The 19,480-nt window shown below is 72.7% G+C and carries 20 protein-coding genes, 1 tRNA gene and 2 pseudogenes; 7 read left to right on the top strand and 16 right to left on the bottom strand.

Annotated elements, in window-relative coordinates; translation table 11 throughout:
* Positions 1 to 112: 112 nt before the first annotated feature.
* The gene (locus ACZ6S5_RS28090) at positions 113 to 1,258 is read right to left on the bottom strand and encodes a LolA family protein (protein WP_466005172.1); all 1,146 of its coding nucleotides are present in this window, start codon (positions 1,256 to 1,258) and stop codon (positions 113 to 115) included.
* Positions 1,259 to 1,353: 95 nt separating this feature from the next.
* Here ACZ6S5_RS28090 and ACZ6S5_RS28095 point away from each other — a divergent pair, with 95 nt between their 5' ends.
* Positions 1,354 to 2,010: a response regulator transcription factor gene (locus ACZ6S5_RS28095; protein WP_466005174.1), complete on the top strand. Its 657-nt coding sequence runs from the start codon at positions 1,354 to 1,356 to the stop codon at positions 2,008 to 2,010.
* A 47-nt stretch (positions 2,011 to 2,057) separates the two neighbouring features.
* Entirely contained in the window at positions 2,058 to 3,461 is a 1,404-nt protein-coding gene (locus tag ACZ6S5_RS28100) for a HAMP domain-containing sensor histidine kinase (RefSeq protein ID WP_466005247.1), read from the top strand.
* Positions 3,462 to 3,555: 94 nt separating this feature from the next.
* On the opposite strand, the gene ACZ6S5_RS28105 is transcribed toward ACZ6S5_RS28100, so the two are convergent.
* The 4 genes and pseudogenes from ACZ6S5_RS28105 to ACZ6S5_RS28120 all read right to left on the bottom strand — a co-directional run bounded on the left by ACZ6S5_RS28105 (position 3,556) and on the right by ACZ6S5_RS28120 (position 6,812).
* Positions 3,556 to 4,128: a hypothetical protein gene (locus tag ACZ6S5_RS28105; RefSeq protein ID WP_466005255.1), complete on the bottom strand. Its 573-nt coding sequence runs from the start codon at positions 4,126 to 4,128 to the stop codon at positions 3,556 to 3,558.
* 129 nt (positions 4,129 to 4,257) lie between these two features.
* A pseudogene (locus ACZ6S5_RS28110) lies at positions 4,258 to 4,671 on the bottom strand (sigma factor); the annotation flags it as partial.
* A gap of 38 nt (positions 4,672 to 4,709) precedes the next feature.
* Positions 4,710 to 6,293 carry a tetratricopeptide repeat protein gene (locus ACZ6S5_RS28115; RefSeq protein ID WP_466005176.1) on the bottom strand — a complete coding sequence of 528 codons (1,584 nt, stop codon included), beginning with the start codon at positions 6,291 to 6,293 and terminating at the stop codon, positions 4,710 to 4,712.
* A 57-nt stretch (positions 6,294 to 6,350) separates the two neighbouring features.
* A complete protein-coding gene (locus ACZ6S5_RS28120) occupies positions 6,351 to 6,812 on the bottom strand; it encodes a MarR family winged helix-turn-helix transcriptional regulator (RefSeq protein ID WP_466005178.1) in 462 nt (153 codons plus the stop codon).
* 50 nt (positions 6,813 to 6,862) lie between these two features.
* Between ACZ6S5_RS28120 and ACZ6S5_RS28125 the strand changes: the two genes are divergently transcribed.
* Both ACZ6S5_RS28125 and ACZ6S5_RS28130 read left to right on the top strand, forming a co-directional pair.
* On the top strand, positions 6,863 to 7,384 hold the full coding sequence (locus tag ACZ6S5_RS28125) for a VOC family protein (protein WP_466005180.1): 522 nt from the start codon (positions 6,863 to 6,865) through the stop codon (positions 7,382 to 7,384).
* Positions 7,385 to 7,429: 45 nt separating this feature from the next.
* Positions 7,430 to 8,338 carry a hypothetical protein gene (locus tag ACZ6S5_RS28130; RefSeq protein ID WP_466005182.1) on the top strand — a complete coding sequence of 303 codons (909 nt, stop codon included), beginning with the start codon at positions 7,430 to 7,432 and terminating at the stop codon, positions 8,336 to 8,338.
* Here ACZ6S5_RS28130 and ACZ6S5_RS28135 read toward each other — a convergent pair.
* The 4 genes from ACZ6S5_RS28135 to ACZ6S5_RS28150 all read right to left on the bottom strand — a co-directional run bounded on the left by ACZ6S5_RS28135 (position 8,298) and on the right by ACZ6S5_RS28150 (position 10,604).
* Positions 8,298 to 8,822: a potassium channel family protein gene (locus ACZ6S5_RS28135; RefSeq protein WP_466005184.1), complete on the bottom strand. Its 525-nt coding sequence runs from the start codon at positions 8,820 to 8,822 to the stop codon at positions 8,298 to 8,300. The two genes, ACZ6S5_RS28130 and ACZ6S5_RS28135, sit on opposite strands and share 41 nt — an antisense overlap.
* Positions 8,823 to 8,926: 104 nt before the next feature.
* The gene (locus ACZ6S5_RS28140) at positions 8,927 to 9,106 is read right to left on the bottom strand and encodes a DUF4236 domain-containing protein (RefSeq protein WP_466005186.1); all 180 of its coding nucleotides are present in this window, start codon (positions 9,104 to 9,106) and stop codon (positions 8,927 to 8,929) included.
* Positions 9,107 to 9,226: 120 nt separating this feature from the next.
* Positions 9,227 to 9,682, bottom strand: coding sequence for an RrF2 family transcriptional regulator (locus tag ACZ6S5_RS28145; RefSeq protein ID WP_466005188.1), 456 nt, complete (start codon positions 9,680 to 9,682; stop codon positions 9,227 to 9,229).
* 7 nt (positions 9,683 to 9,689) lie between these two features.
* Positions 9,690 to 10,604 (bottom strand): helix-turn-helix transcriptional regulator, encoded by a 915-nt coding sequence (locus ACZ6S5_RS28150; RefSeq protein WP_466005190.1) that lies wholly within the window; start codon positions 10,602 to 10,604, stop codon positions 9,690 to 9,692.
* Between the two features lie 169 nt (positions 10,605 to 10,773).
* Between ACZ6S5_RS28150 and ACZ6S5_RS28155 the strand changes: the two genes are divergently transcribed.
* Positions 10,774 to 11,553, top strand: a complete 780-nt coding sequence (locus ACZ6S5_RS28155; protein WP_466005192.1) for an SDR family oxidoreductase — start codon at positions 10,774 to 10,776, stop codon at positions 11,551 to 11,553.
* 67 nt (positions 11,554 to 11,620) lie between these two features.
* Here ACZ6S5_RS28155 and ACZ6S5_RS28160 read toward each other — a convergent pair whose 3' ends face one another.
* Complete coding sequence (locus ACZ6S5_RS28160; RefSeq protein WP_007457244.1) at positions 11,621 to 12,052, bottom strand: SsgA family sporulation/cell division regulator; 432 nt, start codon at positions 12,050 to 12,052, stop codon at positions 11,621 to 11,623.
* 272 nt (positions 12,053 to 12,324) lie between these two features.
* Here ACZ6S5_RS28160 and ACZ6S5_RS28165 point away from each other — a divergent pair, with 272 nt between their 5' ends.
* Complete coding sequence (locus tag ACZ6S5_RS28165) at positions 12,325 to 12,858, top strand: TIGR02611 family protein (RefSeq protein WP_466005249.1); 534 nt, start codon at positions 12,325 to 12,327, stop codon at positions 12,856 to 12,858.
* A 51-nt stretch (positions 12,859 to 12,909) separates the two neighbouring features.
* Positions 12,910 to 12,981: transfer RNA gene (locus ACZ6S5_RS28170), tRNA-Val, on the top strand.
* 77 nt (positions 12,982 to 13,058) lie between these two features.
* On the opposite strand, the gene ACZ6S5_RS28175 is transcribed toward ACZ6S5_RS28170, so the two are convergent.
* The 6 genes and pseudogenes from ACZ6S5_RS28175 to ACZ6S5_RS28200 all read right to left on the bottom strand — a co-directional run bounded on the left by ACZ6S5_RS28175 (position 13,059) and on the right by ACZ6S5_RS28200 (position 19,443).
* Complete coding sequence (locus tag ACZ6S5_RS28175) at positions 13,059 to 14,279, bottom strand: tyrosine-type recombinase/integrase (protein ID WP_466005193.1); 1,221 nt, start codon at positions 14,277 to 14,279, stop codon at positions 13,059 to 13,061.
* Complete coding sequence (locus ACZ6S5_RS28180) at positions 14,279 to 14,476, bottom strand: MerR family transcriptional regulator (protein WP_466005195.1); 198 nt, start codon at positions 14,474 to 14,476, stop codon at positions 14,279 to 14,281. The genes ACZ6S5_RS28175 and ACZ6S5_RS28180 overlap by 1 nt, the downstream gene beginning before the upstream one ends.
* Positions 14,473 to 15,964, bottom strand: a pseudogene (locus tag ACZ6S5_RS28185) (replication initiator). The gene ACZ6S5_RS28180 and the pseudogene ACZ6S5_RS28185 overlap by 4 nt, the downstream one beginning before the upstream one ends.
* Before the next feature lie 609 nt (positions 15,965 to 16,573).
* A complete protein-coding gene (locus ACZ6S5_RS28190) occupies positions 16,574 to 16,891 on the bottom strand; it encodes a hypothetical protein (RefSeq protein ID WP_466005196.1) in 318 nt (105 codons plus the stop codon).
* Positions 16,892 to 17,608: 717 nt separating this feature from the next.
* Entirely contained in the window at positions 17,609 to 18,175 is a 567-nt protein-coding gene (locus ACZ6S5_RS28195; protein ID WP_466005198.1) for an SDR family NAD(P)-dependent oxidoreductase, read from the bottom strand.
* Positions 18,176 to 18,201: 26 nt separating this feature from the next.
* Positions 18,202 to 19,443, bottom strand: a complete 1,242-nt coding sequence (locus tag ACZ6S5_RS28200) for a low temperature requirement protein A (RefSeq protein ID WP_466005200.1) — start codon at positions 19,441 to 19,443, stop codon at positions 18,202 to 18,204.
* Positions 19,444 to 19,480: the final 37 nt, after the last annotated feature.

Raw genomic sequence — 19,480 nt, forward strand, 5'->3', positions numbered from 1 at the left:
CCCCCCCCCCCCCCCCCCCCCCCCCCCCCCCCCCCCCCCCCCCCCCCCCCCCCCCCCCCCCCCCCCCCCCCCCCCCCCCCCCCCCCCCCCCGACGGGTCCCGCTTCCTCAGCTCAGCCCTTGGCCACCTGGTAGAGCCGCTCCGGGGTGACCAGCCCGGCCAGCACCCGCCCGTCGTCGGTGAGCAGCACGCTGAACAGCTTCGAGGTGAGCAGCCGGCCGCTGCCCCAGTCCCCGCTCACCTTCGGCAGCGCGTCCAGCAGCCCGGCCACGTCGGCGCCCGGGCGGTCCGCCCCGGCCGCCGGCCCGCCCCGGTCCGGCTCCCGCGGCAGCGCGGTCGCGTCGGCGCCGCCGCCCGGGCCGGCCTTGTCGAGAGGCGCCACCAGCACCGTGGTCCAGCCGGTCCCGACCGTACGCACGTCCGAGCCGTCCGGCCGCCGGTCGGTCGGCAGGTCCTTCTCCTTGCCGGGCGCGCCGGCCTTCTCCTCGGTCACCTTCACGCCGGCCGGCGGGTTGAACCGGAACTGGTCCGCCTCCGGGGCGCGGAAGTCCACCTGCGTGAAGGCCACCTCGAAGGCCGGCTCGTCGGCGCCGTCGGCGAGCACCTCGAACCGCAGCGGCACGTGCTCCTTCGCGTCCAGCGCGATCCGCACCTGGTGCACCAGGGAGTCCTTGTCGCGCGGGGTGAGCACCAGCTCGTAGACGCTCCGGCCGGCCACGGTGGCGGAGCGGCCGACGGTCACCGCGGTGCTCGGGTCGATCGCCGCGAGGGCCCGGTCGGCGGCGTCGGCCGGGGTGGCCGGCGCGGAGGACAGGTCCGCGTCGTCCGTCGGCAGCGTCCGGTGCGACGCGGTGTTGGTGCGGCTGCTCCACGTCCACAGGTCGCGGCCGTTGCGCAGCACGTCCCGCTCCCCGAGCGTGTCGACCAGCGCCAGCCGCTGCCGGTCCGGACCCGCGTACCAGACCCGCAGGGTGTGGGTGCCGGTGACCAGGCTGGTCAGCTCGTCGCCGCCGGCCATGCCGGCCAGGTTGGCCAGCGGCGGCAGCCCGAGGTCGGCGCGTTGCACGACGGTGCCGGAGAGGCCGTCGAGGCGGGACGTGCGCAGATCCTCCAAGAGCTGCGCGGCGGTCCGCGGCGGCAGGGCCGGGTCGGCGGTGGCGGCGAACGTGCCGACGGCGACGCCGCCTCCGATCACGACGACCCCCGCGGTCACCGGGACCAGCCAGCGCAGCGCGGCTCGGTTCTTCAGTACGGACATGGTGTACACCTCCTGACGGTAATGCTGCATTCCGGCCGCTGTGAGCGCGCTGAGGAGAATCCCTAGGGGGTGTCACCTGGTGGCACCCTGGACGGGTGCGTTTGCTGGTGGTGGAGGACGAGTCGCGGCTCGCGGCCGCGCTGTGCCGGGGTCTCCAGGCGGAGGGGTTCGCGGTGGACGTCGAGTCCACCGGCCCGGCCGGCCTGGACGCCGCCCGGCACGGCGAGTACGACGCGATGATCCTCGACGTGATGCTGCCCGGCCTCTCCGGGTACGAGGTGGTGCGCCGGCTGCGCGCCGAGGAGCACTGGCTGCCGGTGCTCATGCTGTCGGCCAAGGACGGCGAGTACGACCAGGCCGACGGGCTGGACTGCGGCGCCGACGACTACCTCACCAAGCCCTTCTCGTACGTGGTGCTGCTGGCCCGGCTCAGGGCGCTGCTGCGCCGGGGCGCGCCGCAACGCCCGGCCGTGCTCACCGTCGGCGACCTGCGCCTGGACCCGGCGCGGCGGCGGGTGACCCGGGCCGACGTCGAGGTGGCCCTGACCGCCCGCGAGTACGCGCTGCTCGACTACCTGATGCGCCGGGCCGGCGAGGTGGTCTCCAAGACCGAGCTGCTGGACCACGTCTGGGACGCCAGCCTGGACACCGCCCCGAACGCCGTCGAGGTCTACGTCGGCTACCTGCGCCGCAAGATCGGCCGGGACCGCCTGGAGACGGTCCGGGGCGCCGGCTACCGGCTCGGCACATGACCGGCTGGCGCGGGAGGCTGCCCAGCCTCGGCCTGCGGGCCCGGCTGCTGGTGATCGGGGTGGCCGGGCTGAGCGTCGGGCTGGCGCTCGGCGGCATCCTGCTGCTCGGCGCGCTCGGCTGGACGTTGCAACGCTCGGTCGACGCCGAGGCGTTGCGGACCGCGGACGCGGTGGCGCTGCTGGCCGATTCCGACGCCCTGCCGGACCCACTGCCGGTGGCCGGCGGGCAGCTACGGGTGCAGGTGCTGGACGGGCAGGGCCGGATCCGGGCCGCCTCCATCGACGCCGACCGGCTGGTGCCGATGCTCCGCTCCGACCAGCTGCGCGCCGGGCAGCGCCAGCGCCTCGTGGTCGACGGGCGGCGGGTCGGGCTCACCGGCCCGGTGCGGGTGGTGACGGTGCCGGCGGGCAGCCCGGCCGACCCGCTCACCGTGCTGGTGGCCAAGTCGATGACCGACGTCCGGCACAGCCTGCACGTGGTCCGGACCCTGTTGCTGGTGGGCTTCCCGCTGCTGGTCACCGGGCTGGCCGTGGTCGCCTGGCGGGTGGTCGGCGCGACCCTGCGCCCGGTGGAGGCGCTGCGCCGGGGCGCCGCCGAGATCACCGACCGGGCCGGGCCGGGCCGGCTGCCCGTACCGGGGGCCCGGGACGAGATCCACCGGCTGGCGGTCACCCTCAACGACATGCTGGACCGGTTGGCCGCCGCCCGGGCCCGGCAGCGGGCGTTCGTCGCCGACGCCGCGCACGAGCTGCGCAGCCCGCTGACCAACATGCGGACCGAGCTGGAGGTGGCCCGCCGGCTGGGCGACGCGACGGACTGGCCGGCGGTCGCGGACGACCTGCTCGCCGACACCGAACGGCTCGGCCGGCTGGTCGACGACCTGCTTCTGCTGGCCCGCCTCGACGAGGAGCCGGGCCGGCCGGGCGCGCCGTTGCGTACCGTCGGCCCGGTCGAGCTGGGTGAGCTGCTGCGCGGCGTGGCGTACCGCTACCCGTCCCCGCCGCTGCGGCTCGTGCCGCCGGCCGGGCCGGTGTGGACCGAGGGCGACCCGGCCGAGCTGCGCCGGGTGCTGGTCAACCTGGTGGACAACGCGCTGCGGCACGCCCGCGGCGAGGTGCTGCTCGCGGTGACCGGACCGGACCCGGACGGGCCGGTGCCCGGTTCGCGGCTGGCCGGGCCGGGGGAGCGGGCGTACCACGTGGTGACGGTGACCGACGACGGGCCGGGGATCCCGGCGGCCGACCGGGAGCGGGTCTTCGAGCGGTTCACCCGGCTGGACGACGCGCGGGCGCGGGACGACGGCGGCGCGGGGCTGGGTCTGGCCATCGTGCGGGAGCTGGTCCGCCGGGCCGGCGGCCGCGTCGAGCTCGCCGACGCCGGGGCCGGCGTCGGGTCCGGGCTGCGGGTGAGCGTACGGCTGCCGGCGCTGGCCGAGCCCGAGGCGGACTAGAGCGGAGGCCACCAACGGTCGCGGGCCGACGTCGCCAGCAGTGCGGCGTCGGCCCGCGGCAGGCGTGTTGTCATGGACGTGAAGTGCGGGATGGCTACAGGTGGGGGCAGATCAGCTTGTTCTTCCACGCAATACCGAACTGCACCGGGCCGTCGGAGTCCTTGTACCCGATGCTCACCACGGCGCCCTTCGGGATGCCCGACGGGGTGATCACCAGGAGCAGTTTCCCGTCCTCCATCCTGTCGGAGAAGACCCGCTCCAGGTGCCCCGGGGGAGGCACGGAGTAGCAGACCGAGCCGACCCTGACCTCCGCCGGCACGCCGGCTCCGGACAGCGCCTCGCGGACCGCGTCCGGGTCGGCGAGCCGCTTCAGCGACAGCGTGAGGGTCACCGTGCCGTTGGGGTTGCCGACCACCGAGAATGCGGCCAGGTTTGCCGGGGCCATGCTGGCCGGCCGCTCCGCGGTCGGCGGCGCGGCGGGTCCCGAGCCGGCGAGCGGTACGGCCACGGCCAGCCCGGCGGCGAGCGCCATCCCGGCCCCGGACACCGCGGCCAACCGCCGCCGGCGCCGTGTGTTGCCCGAGGCGATGATCTCCTCGGCCGGCCGGTCCAGGTCCAGGCTGGACAGGCCGTCCGACACGACCCGCAGTACGTCTTGGTCTCTCACTGCTTGATCTCCATGGTCTCGGCAGGTACGAGTTGGCCGCGCAGCGTCGCGACGGCCCGGGACAGGGTGAGCGGTGACGGTTCCCGCAGCGATGCCGAGCACCTGAGCGGTGGTCCGGGTGTCCAGGTCCAGGAAAGCCCGCAACGCGATCACCTCGCGCTGGCGGACGGGCAGGCCCCGCAGCGCCGCCATCAGCGTCGCGTCCACTCCTCCGACGTCCGGGGCAACCGCCACGTCATGCCCGTCCGCCAGGGCGACCTCGCGACGGCGTCGCCGCCACGCCGACACCCTCAGGTTCAGGGCGGTGCGCACCACCCATGCCTGTGGGGCCGGGTGTCGGCTGACCTTTCGCCAGGACATCCAGGCCCTGGTGAAGGCCTCTGCCACCAGATCTTCAGCGCCCAGGCGATCGCCCGTGGCTGCCACCACTGCCTTCAGGCAGGCGGCACGATGGACCTGGTAGAACTCTGCGAATTGTGCGTGCTCACGTCCCACGTCTCTTACACGCCTGAGCCCGTCGGGCCACTTACCCTCGGTCCGCATTCGCACGGGGAAAGGTAACCGCACCGGCCGGTGCGGGATCAGCCCCGCCGGGTGCAGACGGGGGCGGCCCGGGCGACGGTGTCGGTGGACCAGACCACCGCGACGGTGAAGCAGTAGTCCTGGCTGCGGTTCAGCCCGTACGCGATGTAGCTGTCGCTGCCGGCCGGCAGCTCCTCGAAGGTGTGCTGGGTGTCCCGCGAGCGGCCCCCGGCGATCACGACCGGCCCCTCCGCGCCGGCCGGGTACGTCCAGCTCAGCACGATGCTGTCCCGCCGGTCGGTGAGCCGGACCCGTCCGGGCGGGGTGCCCGGGGCGGCGGGAGTGGCCACCGGCGTGCCGGTGGGCGCGGCGGGGGTGCCGCTCGGCGACGCGCCGGCGGTGGTGCGGGCCGGCGTCGGGTTGCCGCGGGAGCGGTCCACCCGGGACACCCCGGCCACCACCGCGATCGTGCCGAGCAGCAGGGCCACGATCACCCCGGCCACCACCAGCGGCAGCCAGGGCGTGGCCCGGCGTTCGGGCGCGGGCGCGCGGGGCACGTGCACCGGCAGGTAGGGCGACGGCGGCTCGGGTTCGGTGGCCCCGGGCACGCGGCGTACCCCGGCCGGCTCGTCCCCGGTCAGGCCGACCACGGTCGGTGGCAGCGCGCACTCCGCGGCGGCCCGGTCGTCGAGGGGCGGCTCCTCCGGCGGCCACCAGTCGTCCGTCGCCCCGGCGAGGTCGTCGTCGGCGTCCGGCGGCGTACGCGGGGTGGGCACGTGCGCCGCCTCGGCCGGCTCGGCACGGTCCGGCGGGTAGTAGAGCAGCTGCTCCGGCGGCGGCTCGGTGTCCGGCGGCTGGGGGAGCAGCGGCTCCGGCGGCCCCTCGGCGGCCGGGGGGATCCGGGCGCCGGGCACCACCGGCGTCTCGCGGGCCGGTGGATCCGGCGCGACGCAGACGTGGTCCGGGTCGGCGGCCGCCCGGGCCAGCGCGGCCACCTGCGCGGCGAGCGGGTCGTCGGGGGCCAGGTGCAGCGAGCACAGCTCCTCGGCGAGGGTCAGGTGCTCGTGGGACTCGGCGTACCGGCCGCAGTCGCGTTCCATCGCGCCGAGCTTGGCCAGCATCTTGATCCCGCTGGGGTGGCCGTCGCCGTACACCTCCCGGTGCAGCTCCCAGGCGTCCTGGAGGTGGTCCCGGGCGACCTCGCACTGGCCCCGGGCGTACTCCACGGTGGCCAGGTCGGCGTGCGCGGCCAGCACCCGCTGCGACTCCGGGCCGTCGTGGGCGGTCAGTTCGATGATGACGTCGGAGTAGAGCCGGGCGGCCCGGGCGTCGCTGCCCACCCGGTGCAGCACGGCGGCGAGGGTGGCGGCGGCGGTCACGGTGCGCTCGTCCGACTGGCCGTACAGCCGGGTGGCCGCCGCGTACGCGAAGGCGGCCCAGCCGCGCGCCGAGTGCGGCTCGCCGAGGGCGATCAGCACCCGGGCCTGCAGGCCGGCGGCGTCGGCCAGCTCGGGGGAGGCGTTGGCGGGACGCGGATCGGCGTCGGTCAGCGCGTCGGCGAGCAGCCGCTGGGCACCGGCGAGGTCGCCCTCGGACACCAGGTGGTGCGCCTGGACAGTCAGTTCACCGAAGCCGGAGGACACGTCCCATCGTGCTCATCCGACGACGGTAAGTACAACCCCTGGAGTGGATCAGTTTGGTCAGGATCCGGTCAGGTGGTCGGCGAGGGTCTCGCTGATCCGCCGGAGCTGGTCCACCTGGGCCGGGCTCAGGGCGTCGAAGAGGTGCCGGCGTACCCCCTCGACGTGGCCGGGCGCGGCGGCGGCGAGGGTGGCGAAGCCGGCGTCGGTGAGCACGGCGATCTGGCCCCGCCGGTCGGTGGGGCAGTCCTGCCGGTGGACCCAGCCGGCCGCCTCGAGGCGGGCGACGGCGTGCGAGAGCCGGCTGCGCGAGGAGCCGGTGGCCTCGGCCAGTTCGCTCATCCGCAGCCGGCGCTCGGGGGCCTCGGAGAGCCGGACCAGGATCTCGTAGTAGGCGTGCGGCATCCCCGCGTCGCGTTGCAGCTCGCGGTCGAGGGTGTCCATCAGCGCCCGGCTGGCGGCGAGGAAGGCGCGCCAGGTCCGCTGTTCGTCGGGGTCCAGCCACCGGGTCATGACGACCATCATAGCCGAGGTTGTTGAACGCTCAACCAAATCGGGGTACCGTCGGTGGCATGGGAATCCACCGCCTCAACCACGCCGTGCTCTACGTCCGCAACCTCGAGCGCAGCGTCGCCTTCTACCGCGACGTGCTGGGCTTCCGCCCGGTGTCGATGACGCCGGACGGGTTCCGGGGCGCCGCCTTCCTCCAGGCGCCCGACTCCACCAACGACCACGACCTCGGCCTGTTCGAGATCGGCGCCGCCGCCGGTCCGTCCCCGGCCGGCCGGGCCACCGTCGGCCTCTACCACCTGGCCTGGGAGCTCGACACACTGGACGAGTTGGCCGCCACCGCCGAGCGGCTCTCCGCCGCCGGCGCCCTGGTCGGCGCCTCCGACCACGGCACCACCAAGAGCCTCTACGGCCAGGACCCGGACGGCCTCGAATTCGAGATCGTCTGGATCGTCCCCGCCGACCTGCTCGACGACGACGCCCTCGCGGCCCGCAAGCGGATCGGCCGGCTCGACCTCGACCGGGAGCGGCAGCGCTACGGCGGCCAGACCCGCGGCGGGGTGGGCATCTCCATCCCCGCCTGACCCACCGCCGCGCGGGCCGGGGCGCCGGTGCGGTAGAACGGCACCATGTCGACCGAAGCCGTCCTGCGCGAGCTGCTCGTCCGGCAGCTCGACCACTGGCTGCCGGGAGCGATGCACCGCTCCCGCCGGGCCACCCTGGCCCTCGCGTACGCCGGGAGCGACACCGGCGGCGCGGAGGCCGCGTTGCGGGTGGTGGCCGAGTTCGCCGACCGGCTGCGCGGCCGGCGGCTGACCGTGCTGGTGCTCGCCGAGGGCGGCGCGGAGCTGCCGGCCCGGCTCGGCGCGGCCGAGGCCGCCCTGCCGGCGGAGGTGGCGGTGCACGTGGTGCCCGGCCACCCGGACCGGCTGCCGGTGGCGCTCAAGGCCGCCGGCGCGGCCGGCGCCCCGTTGCTGGCCGTGGTCGACGGCGGCGATCCCGACCCGGCCCTGCTGGCCGCCGTGGCCGCCGGCCGGCCGGCCGAGCTGCTGCTGGTCACCGCGCCGGGGCGACCCGTCCGGCCGGCCCTGACCGCTGCCGGGTTCCCGCTGGTCACCGAGGTCGAGCTGGTCCCCGCGGACGGTGGGCCGGCCCGGCTGCTGGGCTACGCCACCGCCTCCGACAAGGGTCTCGAAGCGCTCAAGGACGCGCTCTGGGCGGTCGACGAGTACGCCGGCGTCCGCTACCGCGATCCGGCCGACCCGGCGGGGCGGCTGCTCGACATCAGCCTCGACCCGGACCCTGGCCCGCTGCGCCGGGAGCTGCTCGCCGAGCTCACCCGCTCCGGCCCGCGTACGGTTGCCGAGCTGCGCCGCTTCGCAGCCACCTCGACGGTCTACCGGGCCGCCGACGCGAACCGGGCGCTGGCCTCGCTGCTCGCCGCCGGGGCGGTGACCCGGGAGCCCGAGCACGGCCGGCTCGGCGGCGACGTGGTGGTCAGCGCCGCTCCGGCCGGGGGCGCTGGGTCATCTGCTTGACCACGATGGACGCCCCGGTCGCGATCACCCCGATGCTGAAGATCATCTGTACGCAGACCACCACCCGGGCGACCTGCCCCTGGGCGTGCACGTCGCCGTAGCCGACCGTGGTCAGGGTGGTCAGGGCGAAGTAGAGCGCGTCGATCCGGGTTCGCAGGCCACTGAACTCGCCGGGGCGGGTGTTCGCCACGACGTAGTCCGCGAGCGCGAAGACCAGCAGGCCGGCGATCAGCGCGACGGCGAGCCGGATCAGCGCCCGGGTCTCCGCGTCGCCGGTCGGTTGTTCGAGGGCGAGCTGGCGGCGGACCTGGCCGGTGACCAGGAACGCCACCACAATCACCAGGACCAGGGTGGCGACCGAGCGCAGGGCGAGCCGCAGCCCGTTCGGGTCCGGCTCCACGGGAACGGCGAAGTAGGCGACCAGCAGCAGGGCGATGGCCACCGCGGCGCGCCGCCGCTCCCGCCGGAAGGACTCGTTGGCCATGCGGCGATTGTCCTGGGTCGCGCCCCCGGTGTCGGCGGAACGGCCAAGCCGGACGCCGAGCGGGGTGCCGGTGATTCACCGGCACCCCGCTCGACCTCGGGACATCACGCCCGGGACTTGTCCTGCTTCCAGGACAGCGGCCCCGGCAGGTCCACGCGGTGGGCGCGGGTGCGGGAGTTCCACGACCACTTGCCGATCTTGACGCTCCAGGAGGAGAAGCCGTTCTCGGTGAAGTTCAGGATCAGCGGGCCGAACTTCTGCCGCTTGCGGAACACGATGCCCATCGTGGGGCTCCTCTCGTCTCTCCCTGCCTCTGCGGCATCGAACATGCCCGAAACGGTGTCCCGCGAAACCGGTCCGGGTCTGCGATGGACGGTGTCGAGCCCGGGTGGCCGGGCTAGGCGTCAGCGGGGTTCCCAGGCGTCGGGGAGGGCGGTCAGCTTGCGGACGTGGGCGGGGAGCCGGCCGCTGACCAGCTCGGCGAGGCTCACCTCGTCGACCACCCGACGGACCGAGGCGCGCACCGCCACCCACAGCCGGGGCAGGTTCTCCGCCGCGCCCGCGTAGCTGGTCTCCTCGGGGCGCAGCCCGCGTACCCCGGCCAGCGGGCCGTCGACGGCCCGCAGGATCTGCCCTACGGTGAGCTCGCGCGGCGGCCGGGCCAGGGTGTAGCCGCCCTCCGCGCCGCGCTGCGCCCGGACGATCCCGGCCCGGCGCAGGTCCGCCAGCACGGCCTCCAGGAACTTGCGGGGCATGTCCTGCTCCGTCGCGATGGCCTGGGTGGACAGCAGGCGGGGGTACGCCTGGGCCAGGCTCAGTGCGGCCCGAACCGCGTAGTCGCCGCGCGCGGAGATCTGCACGCTGCCATCATGCCCGGCCGGGTCGGGCGGGGGAGTCGGCGGGCGGACGGGGGCGCACCACGCGGACCGGGATCGGCCGCTCCCGGGCGGCCCGGAAGGCGCCGGGGCTCACCCCGACCTCGCGGGTGAAGAAGCGGCCGAAGTTGGTCGGCTCGGGGAAGCCCAGCCGGCGGCCGATCCGGGAGATCGGCTCGTCGGTGGCGGCGAGCAGCCGGCACGCCTGCAACGCCACCCGCTCGTCGATCACCTGCTTGGCGCTGCGGCCGGTCACCGCCAGGCAGGCGCGGGTGAGCGTACGCACCGAGCAGCCGATCCGGGCGGCGTAGTCCTCCACCCGGCGGGTGTGCCGGTAGTCGCGTTCCACCTCGCGGCAGAGCCGGCGGAAGGTCTCCGCCTCCGCGCGGTGCGCCGGCTGGTCCTCGGCGACCGGGAGCAGGCTCAGCCGCAGCAGCAGCACGGCGAGCTGGTGACGCAGCAGCGCTGCGGCGGCGGGTACCCCGGCGTGCCGGTCGGCGTCCACCGCCAGCTGGGTCACCTCGCTGATCACCGCGTCCTCGTCCTCGCCGGCGAGCTGCCGGTACGCCGGCACCGCGTCCGGGTCGACGTCCAGCCCGCGCAGCGTCCCGGCTCCCCAGCGCACCACCGTCGCGTCTAGGTGGGGGCCGAGGCAGCGCAGCGCCTGGCCGGGGCGGACTCGCAGCAGGGTGCCGGGGCGGCAGGGCAGCGCCCGGAAGTCCAGCTCGGCGGTGCCGTGACCGCCGGTGACCAGGATCAGCAGCTCGGCGGCGAGCAGGACCGGGCGGGGCCAGCCGGGCTCGGGCCCGAGCTCGGCGAGAGCTCCGGTGACGATCTCGTCGGCACCGGGCCGGGCGGGAGGCAGGTCGGTACGGCTGGCCGGGGTGAGCTGTCCGGTAGTGACCATCGTCCCGACGTTAACCGGCGGCGGTGCATCTTGCATCTCGACGTTTCCGCCGGTCGCGCCGGGTCTTGTCGCCCCGGACGCGGGACGGTTAGGTTACCGGGCGGTAGCGTCAGGGTCGCCGGACCGCCGGACCGACCCGCGACCACCGCCGACTCGCGATGGGATGGGCATGACGGATCTGTTCTCGGTCGAAGGCAAGACGGTCCTGGTCACCGGTGGGTCACGAGGGATCGGGCTGATGATCGCCCGGGGCTTCGTGCAGGCCGGCGCGAAGGTCATCATCTCCTCGCGGAAGGCCGACGTCTGCGAGACCGTGGCCAGGGAGCTGGCCGCCGAGGGCTCGTGCGAGGCGATCCCCGCCGACCTGAGCCACGACGAGGGCGCGCTGGGGCTGGCCGCGGCCGTGCGCGAGCGCACCGGGGACCGGCTGGACGTGCTGGTGAACAACGCCGGCGCCACCTGGGGCGCGCCGCTGGAGTCGTACCCGGAGGGCGCCTTCGACAAGCTCTGGGCGGTCAACGTCAAGGCCGTCTTCCGGCTCACCACCGGCCTGCTGCCGGCGCTGCGCGCGGCAGCCACCGCCGACGACCCGGCCCGCGTGATCAACATCGGCTCGATCGACGGGCTCCGGGTGCCGTGGATGGAGGTGTACGCCTACTCCGCCACCAAGGCCGCCGTGCACATGCTCACCCGCAGCCTCGCCCACCAGCTAGCCGGCGAGCAGATCACGGTCAACGCGATCGCGCCGGGGCCGTTCGAGAGCAAGATGATGGCCTTCGCGCTGGACGACCCGGCGTCCCGGGCCGCCATCGAGCAGCAGGTGCCGCTGGGCCGGATCGGCCGTCCCGAGGACATGGCGGGGACCGCGATCTACCTGTCGTCGCGGGCCGGGGCGTACCTGACCGGAGCGGTGATCCCGGTCGACGGTGGGATCACGACGCGCGGCTGACGTCGTACCCGATGACGGCCCGGGGCCGCGCGGACTCGGCAGATCCGCGCGGCCCCGGGGTGCGTCGTCAGCGGCCGGCGAGCAGCCGGTTCACCGCCGTGTCGACGTCCAGGTGCTCGGCCTCGCGGCCGCGCGGGACGACGACGTAGGTCCGGCGCAGGAAGCGCACGAGAACGCTGCGCGGGACCTCGAAGAGGGCGTTGCCGTCCGGGGACGACAGCGCGAGGGCGACGAAGTCCCCGCGTGGGGTGGCCCAGGGCCACACCCGGACGTCGCCGATGCCGGCCGGCTCGTCGAGCCCGGTGACCAGCAGTTCGCGGGCGAACGACCAGCTCACCGCCTCTCCGCCGGCAGATTCGGCATGGAACAGGACATGGACCGCATACGGGTCAGCAGGGTCGTAACGCAGACTGGCACGCACCGGCAAGGCGGTGGCGTCAGGCGCGACGAGCCTTAGCGACGTCTCGACCTCTACGGTCGTCGGTCGGATGACACTCATGGACGTTCTCCCCCCGGCACCGCTGCGGAACGCGCGTGTCCCGCTTTTCCCATACTCAGGTGCTACTCCTGGCTACGCTCCGCCATACGCTGACTTCACCCAGTGGTGGGAAGGGGTTCGGAACGCCTTCGAGAATGTGAAAATTCTTGTAGGATTTCCGCTTCGCCCAGTCCGTGATCCCGCCCGGCAACGGGTGGTTCAGTCGTCGACTTACTCCGGTAACGTCCAGTCCTCAGCAGGGGTGACGGTCCCGGGCGACACTGGGGGTGGAAATGGTCCTCGGCTCCACTGAGGAACCCTTCGTGACCACGGCCGACCCACCGAAAGGAGCGGCCCGAACAGCCGAAAGGCGGGGGTACGAGGTGCCAGTCGAACGCGGTTCCCGGGGTGCTCTCCTGGAGCGGCGCCGCAGCGGTTGGCGGGGGCGGTTGCACACCACCCTCGAGCTGATCCGGGCCAACCCCACCGGCCGGGTCGCCCTCAAGATCTTCATCGGCGTCCTCGGCGCGCTCATCGTCACCGTCGGTATCGCCCTCATCCCGCTGCCCGGACCCGGGTGGCTGCTGGTCATCGCCGGCCTCGGTGTCTGGGCCGTCGAGTTCCACTGGGCCCGCCGGCTGCTCGCCTTCACCCGCCGCAACGTCCAGGCCTGGACCCGATGGGTGACCAGTCGGTCACTCGGCGTGCGCTTCCTGCTCGGCGCCGTCGGCCTGGTCTTCGTGTCCGTGGTGGTGTGGCTGTCGCTCAAGTACAGCCTCGGCATCGACCTCGTCGCCCGCGTCCTGCACTACCTCGCGACGCACTGACCCCCGGGTTTTTGGTCCGGCTAGTGGATCAGGTAGAGTCATCGGCGCTGAGGGCGATTAGCTCAGCGGGAGAGCGCTTCGTTCACACCGAAGAGGTCACTGGTTCGATCCCAGTATCGCCCACGCAGGTCAAAGGCCACTTCCCGGGTTCGGGAGGTGGCCTTTCTGCTGCCGTACAGCAGCTAAGTACAGCAACGGCGTCAGCGGCCGAGTGAATCGCCGAGGCGTTTGAGGGCGTCTCTGGTCGCCTTGGTCGATACCTGGGTATAGATCTCCATCGTCACGGAGAAGCGGGCGTGCCGGAGCACCTGCATGGCGACTCTGGGATGGACGTCGAGATCGGCAAGCAGCGTGGCGCAGGTGCGCCTGGCGTCGTGGACGGTGATCAGCTTGACCTTCGCCTTGTCGCACCTTGTCTGCCACGACCGTTGGAAGTTGCGCGGCTCGATGGGTGTGCCATAGCGAGTGGTAAATGCAAATCCGGTTTCGTGCCACGCCTTGCCGGCTGTTGCTCGGGCCTCGTCGCGTTGTTCCTGTCTGAGCTTGAGGGCGGTCAGGCAGATGTCGGGCAGTGGGAGGGTGGCGTCGGATGCCTGTGTCTTGGTGTCGCGGTGTAGGAGCTGCCCGCGTACGCGTTGGAGCTGGCGGCCGACGGTCAGCTCTCCGGCGTCGAGGTCGACGTCCTCCCACCTCAGTCCCAGGGCCTCGCCCTTGCGCAGGCCTGTGACGAGGACCAGGGCGTAGGCGGCGTAGAGCGGATCCTCGTCGGCGCGGGCCGATTCAAGGAACTTGCGGGCCTCGTCGCTCGACCATGACTTGCCCCGCCGGCGGCGAACCGTGGCCAGGGTGACGGGCACGGCCGGGTTCTTGGCGATGAGGTCTTCGGCCTGTGCGTGAGTGAGGGCGGCCCGCAGTGCGGCCCGGATGTCGCTGACCGTGCGTGTCGACGGGACGGCCTGGCAGCAGCGGCCGAGCGCGCAGCAGCGCCGCTTGTGCTTCGGCCGGGCGGCATCCTTGCCCTGGGCGCAGCACTGGCAGGTGCGAGCTATCTGGTTGATCCACGTCTGCACGTCCCGCGACTGGAGCCGGTCGAGCCGCTTCGCCCCGAGGCCGGGGGCGATGTAGCGGCGGACGAACGTCTCGTAGGTCGCGTAGGTCAACGGCGCCCGGTTCGGCTGGATGATCTCGGCCAGCCACCACGTGAGGAAGCTGCCCACCGTCGGGACGCTCGTCGCCACCGGCCCCTGCTTCGCCTGCTGGTGCAGCTTGATCCACTTTTCGTGGACGGCCTCGCGCGTCTTGCCGTAGACGTATTTCCGGTTGCGCCGGCCGTCCCGCTTGGTGACCCAGACGTAGGCGGCGAAGCCGTTGCGGTAGGGAAAGATGGAGCCTTCGCCGTTGGCTCGTGCGCGTCCGGGCATCAGGCGGCCTCCTGGCGTTCGACCTGTTCGAGGATGTAGTCATCGACCCATTCGGGGAGGATGCGCCGGTACTTGCCGTCCTTGATGGAGCGCAGCTCGCCGGTGGCGATCTTCATCTTGCCCTTGGAGATGCCGAAGCCGAGCAGCACGGCGACCTCGGCTGGCGAGTACCAGCGGGGGCGGAGGTCGTGGGTCATGCGGCGGCTCCGGTGAGCCAGGCTTCGTGGGCGAGTTCTTCCCGGCCGATACGTGTGCTCTCGCGGCGTTGCCGGGCGGCGGTGTTGGCGAGAAGGGCGTCGCCTTCGGTTAGCCAGCCCGACCCGATGTAGGTCAGGGTGCCGACGCAGATCGTGTCTGCGGGTTCTTCAGCTTCCGTGCGCCGGTAGGTGGCGCGATTGTCGCGGAGCAGGTTGAAGGTGACGGAGTAGCGGCGGGCTTTCGTGAGGAAGTGGCCGCCGAAGCCGAGCATGTGCGCCCAGCGCCGCAGCCCTGCATAGGGGCGCGGTTCGGTGTCAAGGCTGTCTTGACGGTCGTCGGTGGTTGTGGCGCCGTTGGCGGCGTCGGTGTGGGTGGGGCGGCCCAGGCGCCAGCAGGCGTCGATGAGGCGGGCGGTGTGGTCGCCTTCGGGGTCGGCGTAGTCGTCGATGGTGGCCGGGGCGAGGCGGTTGGAGGAGTGCCCGGTGGCTTCGGTGGCCTTGGTGGCGTACTTGGCGAGGTAAGCGGCGACCTTGCCGTCGGTCAGCTCGCCGCTCGTGCTGTTGATGAGTCGGACGTCGACCTGCTCTCCCCAGGCGACCAGCCAGCCTTGCGGCTGGTCCGGGTGCGGGGGCGTGGTGACGGTGATCCGCCGAGCAGCGTCGTGGACGGCGGCCTCCAGGTCGTCGACGGTGATGCCGGCCGGCGGCGGCACGAGAGCGTCCGGGTCGTCCGAGTCGACGCCGTCGAGGCGTAGTAGGACGTGAAAGTGCACCGCTGCCCGGCGCTGCATCTCGGCGGCCTTTCCGTGCGACACCCGCACGGGTGGCCCAGCGGACCTTGCCGGAGGCGGTGACGATGCCGACCTTTGGGATGCCGCGTTGGCGGCAGAGCGCGGCGAGATAGCGGTCGGCGGCCTGCTTGGTGCGCCGCCACAGCTCACCGGAGAAGTAGTTCCAGACGACCTGGTGGGCGTGGTCGTAGCAGTCCAGGCACAACGGCCGGCCGAGCCGCGGATCGTCGGCGTCGTGGCGGGCGAAGCACGCCGCGGACTGCCCGTGCGGGCAGGTGCCGGCGTTGCTGCGGGCGCGGCAGGGCGCGGGCCGGCAGTCGCAGCGTCGCCGGTTGCGGCAGGTGTGGCGGGCGACGTGGCGGCGGTGGACCGGGCCGAAGGACGGGGCGGTGAAGGTGGCGAAGACGACCGGATGCCGGCCGACCGAGTCGGGGACGCCCTTTCCGCCGGTCAGCCCGCGACAGACGACTTGGTAAGCGTCGCCCCGGTAGACCCAGGCGCAGTCCGGGCACACCGATTCGCGGCGGTTGCCGCACGCCTTGTAGAGCGTCCGGTCGGGCAGCTCGTCGGTGTGCAGCTGGCCGGTGATACGGCCGGTGCCTCGGTCGACGGCGGCGATCGTGCCGGTGAGGCGGATCGGGCGAGCACAGCCGCCCGCCGGGCGGGTGTGCTCCAACCAGCCGGAGAACTCCGGCATGGCGGCGCGGCGCAGGACCTGGGCGTCCCGGCCGACGGCGAGACCGAGCGGGTGGATGGTGAGCGGGATGGTGGACACGACTGTCTCCTCTTCCGGGGGTGGCAGGGACGGGAGACGAAGCACCACCAGCCGTGGACGGGTGTCCGCTGGTGGTGTTCGTCGGGTCTCCTGGCACCGCCGAGAGGGCGGCTGACGCCGGAGGGCGGAATCGTGGTCGCCACTTCCCGCCGATCGGTCATGTCCTTTCACGCTCGTGGACCTGGCGAATGGGCCGACACGGGTGGGGAGCCTGGGATGTCGGCATCCGGCGGGTTGCCGCAGGCTGCCCCCACCCGTGGAGGTGTGCGAATCCGAGGCCATCGTGGACGGCAGGGAAGACCATGCTGGGCCGCTCAGCGGATTCGGACGGCATGAGAGCCGGTGCGATCGAGAGCCGGCGGGACGTGGCCCGCATCAGCGGCAGAAGGCCGCTCGGCATCTCTGACATCGAGTCCAGCGGTTCGGCAGGAAGGCCGCGCTGGTGTGCTCGACGAGGGTCAGAGTAGCACCGGGTACCGACACGTCAACGTGCCGTGAAACTGCTGTCGAGCCAATCAGGTTCGGCGCTGCCTACAGAGCGATGCGGTTGACGACCGATCGCTGGACCGGACCGGTGTATTCGGTGAGGCTGAAGCGGCGATGCTCATCCGTGGGATGAACGGTCACGGCGACTACGTTCTCGTCTTCGAATCGCAGCGTGAAGACGGGGTCGAGTTCGCACAGGAATGCAAAAGCCTCTCGGTCATCGTCGCTCTCGCTGACCAGGCGACCGTCGGCCTTACAGCCGCCGGTGACGGCGGCAATTACGACGGCCACCTCGACGCTGCCGAGCAGGGTGGAGGAGTTCGCCCACCAGTCCAGCCAGCACCGGCCCTCGAAGCGGTCCATGCCGTCATCTTTACAGGGCGAGGCCCGGCCGGCCGCCGGCCGAGTGGGAGAACTTTCCTTACATCGATCAAGGCGGCCCTTGACGGGCCGCACGCGCCGCCGCCTGGGCGCGGGCCTGCGCTCCGCTGTCGCTGCGCTCCGGCCCGCCTGTGCCCGTCGGCTGGCGCGGACCGCGGAGGGCCCAGAGGGCCGCCGCAGAACGACAGGCCGTTGACGGGTGAGGTCGTGGGCCGGCAGCCGGCCGGGCCGCGCGGCCATGACCCCCGCGGCGTAGGGGAGCGGACGCCGGCTGCGTCGGCGAGCTGCCGGCGGTCGCGGGGTTGCGGTAAGGGCGCCTCCGGCGGAGGCGCTCCGGCTCCAGGATGGCCGGGGCGCCGTCGGCGGGTCGCGGTCCGTGGGTGGTTGCGGTAGGCCATCCCGCCTGCTATCGACCCGGGCAAGCCGAGCAGACCACCGCCCGACCCGCCAGCGTCCGGACCTGCGTCAAGGTCCGCTTGACGTGGCGGGCCGGGCGGCGGCCCGCTCCCCGGAGGGCGGGTCGACGGCAGACAGGATGGATGTTCCTCGCGTTAGTCTGCTTACCTACCTGAAACGCTCGACTGCACCGCGTAGAGAAAGAAAAGCTTGTGAGTCTTTACCTTCTCCAGTCGCTGACTCTGGTCTGCTTTTGCCTTGAGAAGGGCGGGAGCGGCAGCGAAGATTGCGGGTGCGAGCGCACTAAGACCAAACGCCAACCCGTTTGCCGCGACAGTTAGGCGAGCCAGGATCAGCGTCACGGCGTCGACCGCCGCCCTTGCTGGCGGCATACCCGGCGTAGGTGGGCAGCGCGATCTTCACGATCGAGGTCGAGAAGTTGATGATGGCGCCGCCGTTGCGGGCCCGGCGGGCCGCCTGCTGGTCCACCACGAAGGTGCCGCGGATGTTGGTCCGATGCATCCGGTCCAGGTCGTCGAGATTGAAGTCGGCCACCGGCGAGAGCAGCAGGATGCCGGCGGTGTGGACGATGACATCGACGGCGCCGTACTGCTGCTCGACGGTGTCGAACAGTGCCGCCATCTCCTGCTCGTTCGCGACGTCCCCGGGCGCGATGGACGCCGTGCCGCCTGCGGCGACGATCTCCTCGACTTCCTGCTGCGCGCGGTCGGGGTTGCCCACGTAGTGCACCATTACGCTCATGCCGTCGGCGGCCAGGCGGCGGCAGATGTCATGGCCGATGCCGCCGGAGCTGCCGGTCACCAGGGCGACGCGGGTGGAGCCGACACCGGTACCGCTGGACTGAGACATGACTTCTTCCTCGTTCTGCCGATCCCCTATGCGGGCGGTGCGGGCCGTTCCAACCCGTGTCGGCGGGCGTGGGCCACGTCGAAGGCGGCGACTGCGGCTAGGACGAGGGTCGCCGCAGCGGAGGTGATCTGCGGTGGCAGGTAGACCACAGCGGGCGCGATTGCGGCCAGGACGAGGATTCCGATCAGCCGTGGCGGCGTCACCCGTCCGAAGATCAGGTATTCGAAGCCGGAGCGCCCGGCCAGAAACAGGGCGGGGCCGCCGGCAATGCCGGCGATCCATGCCGGTACCGGCCGCTGGCTGGGGTTCTCAATGATGAGGGTGAAGCCGACAGCGGTCAGGATGATGCCAGCGACCATGACCATGTGCAGGTATGAGCACCATTGGCTGAGCCGGTGGGGGTTGGCTGAGGCCGCTATGGCCGGGCCGAGTTGGGTTCCGGCTCGGTAGATGTAGAGCCGCCATATCAAGGCGGTGCTGACGGCCGACAGCACGAGCACAGCGGTGCGGGCGGGTGTGAACCCCGCGGCGCCGGTGCCGGAGAAGGTCAGGCCCATGATCAGGATGATCTCGCCGAGGGCGACGATGAACACCTGTCGGTACCGTTCGGCGAGGTGGGCCTCGGAGATCGCGAGTTCCCAGCCGGGTGCCCGGCCAAGTCGTGGCGTGGGCCAGCGCAGCGCCGCCGAGACGTAGTCCACGGCCACTGCCAGCAGCCACAGGACGCCTCGTCCCCACCCTTCGACGAACGCCCCGGGGACCCAGAGCAGCGTTGACACGCTGAACCAGAAGCTGGCCCGCGTGGCACGTTGGGTCAACTGGGTTCCCCGCGCGGCGAGCCGGACGAAGAGGACCCGACCGAAGTTGATTACAACGTAGATAGCCGCGAACATCAGGCCGTGCCCGGTGAACGCCTGGGGTACGAGGATGGCCATCAGCAGGATGGCGATCATGACCAGGATGACGTGCCACTGCACGGCCGGATGCTGCGGGTCGAACTGGTCGGTCAGCCAGGCCGTGAGGACCCAGATCCACCACAGGGCAAGCAGCAGCACGAGCGCCTCGAAGGCGCCCTGCCAGGTGAGGTTGTCGATCAGCAGGTGGGTGAGTTGGGTGAGAGCGAAGACGTAGACCAGGTCGAAGAACAGTTCGAGGAACGCGGGCTGCTTCGGATCCTCGGGCTTGCGCAGGAGCCTCCGGTACCTCCTCGCCAACCTCACGGAGGCGGGGAATTCGGGGTCTGTCCGCTCGGAGGGCTCGTCACTCAAGGCATCTCCAAGGATCCGGTTGATTCGACGGTTCCTC

It is taken from the genome of Micromonospora sp. NPDC051924 (assembly GCF_055586005.1).

What these genes read in the sequence shown, in the direction of transcription:
- ACZ6S5_RS28090 (WP_466005172.1), bottom strand. Translation starts at nt 1,258, where the DNA reads ATGTCCGTACTGAAGAACCGAGCCGCGCTGCGCTGGCTGGTCCCGGTG.
- ACZ6S5_RS28120 (WP_466005178.1), bottom strand. Translation starts at nt 6,812, where the DNA reads ATGGTCGTCATGACCCGGTGGCTGGACCCCGACGAACAGCGGACCTGG.
- ACZ6S5_RS28125 (WP_466005180.1), top strand. Translation starts at nt 6,863, where the DNA reads ATGGGAATCCACCGCCTCAACCACGCCGTGCTCTACGTCCGCAACCTC.
- ACZ6S5_RS28130 (WP_466005182.1), top strand. Translation starts at nt 7,430, where the DNA reads ATGTCGACCGAAGCCGTCCTGCGCGAGCTGCTCGTCCGGCAGCTCGAC.
- ACZ6S5_RS28135 (WP_466005184.1), bottom strand. Translation starts at nt 8,822, where the DNA reads ATGGCCAACGAGTCCTTCCGGCGGGAGCGGCGGCGCGCCGCGGTGGCC.
- ACZ6S5_RS28140 (WP_466005186.1), bottom strand. Translation starts at nt 9,106, where the DNA reads ATGGGCATCGTGTTCCGCAAGCGGCAGAAGTTCGGCCCGCTGATCCTG.
- ACZ6S5_RS28150 (WP_466005190.1), bottom strand. Translation starts at nt 10,604, where the DNA reads ATGGTCACTACCGGACAGCTCACCCCGGCCAGCCGTACCGACCTGCCT.
- ACZ6S5_RS28155 (WP_466005192.1), top strand. Translation starts at nt 10,774, where the DNA reads ATGACGGATCTGTTCTCGGTCGAAGGCAAGACGGTCCTGGTCACCGGT.
- ACZ6S5_RS28160 (WP_007457244.1), bottom strand. Translation starts at nt 12,052, where the DNA reads ATGAGTGTCATCCGACCGACGACCGTAGAGGTCGAGACGTCGCTAAGG.
- ACZ6S5_RS28165 (WP_466005249.1), top strand. Translation starts at nt 12,325, where the DNA reads ATGGTCCTCGGCTCCACTGAGGAACCCTTCGTGACCACGGCCGACCCA.
- ACZ6S5_RS28175 (WP_466005193.1), bottom strand. Translation starts at nt 14,279, where the DNA reads ATGCCCGGACGCGCACGAGCCAACGGCGAAGGCTCCATCTTTCCCTAC.
- ACZ6S5_RS28180 (WP_466005195.1), bottom strand. Translation starts at nt 14,476, where the DNA reads ATGACCCACGACCTCCGCCCCCGCTGGTACTCGCCAGCCGAGGTCGCC.
- ACZ6S5_RS28190 (WP_466005196.1), bottom strand. Translation starts at nt 16,891, where the DNA reads ATGGACCGCTTCGAGGGCCGGTGCTGGCTGGACTGGTGGGCGAACTCC.
- ACZ6S5_RS28195 (WP_466005198.1), bottom strand. Translation starts at nt 18,175, where the DNA reads ATGTCTCAGTCCAGCGGTACCGGTGTCGGCTCCACCCGCGTCGCCCTG.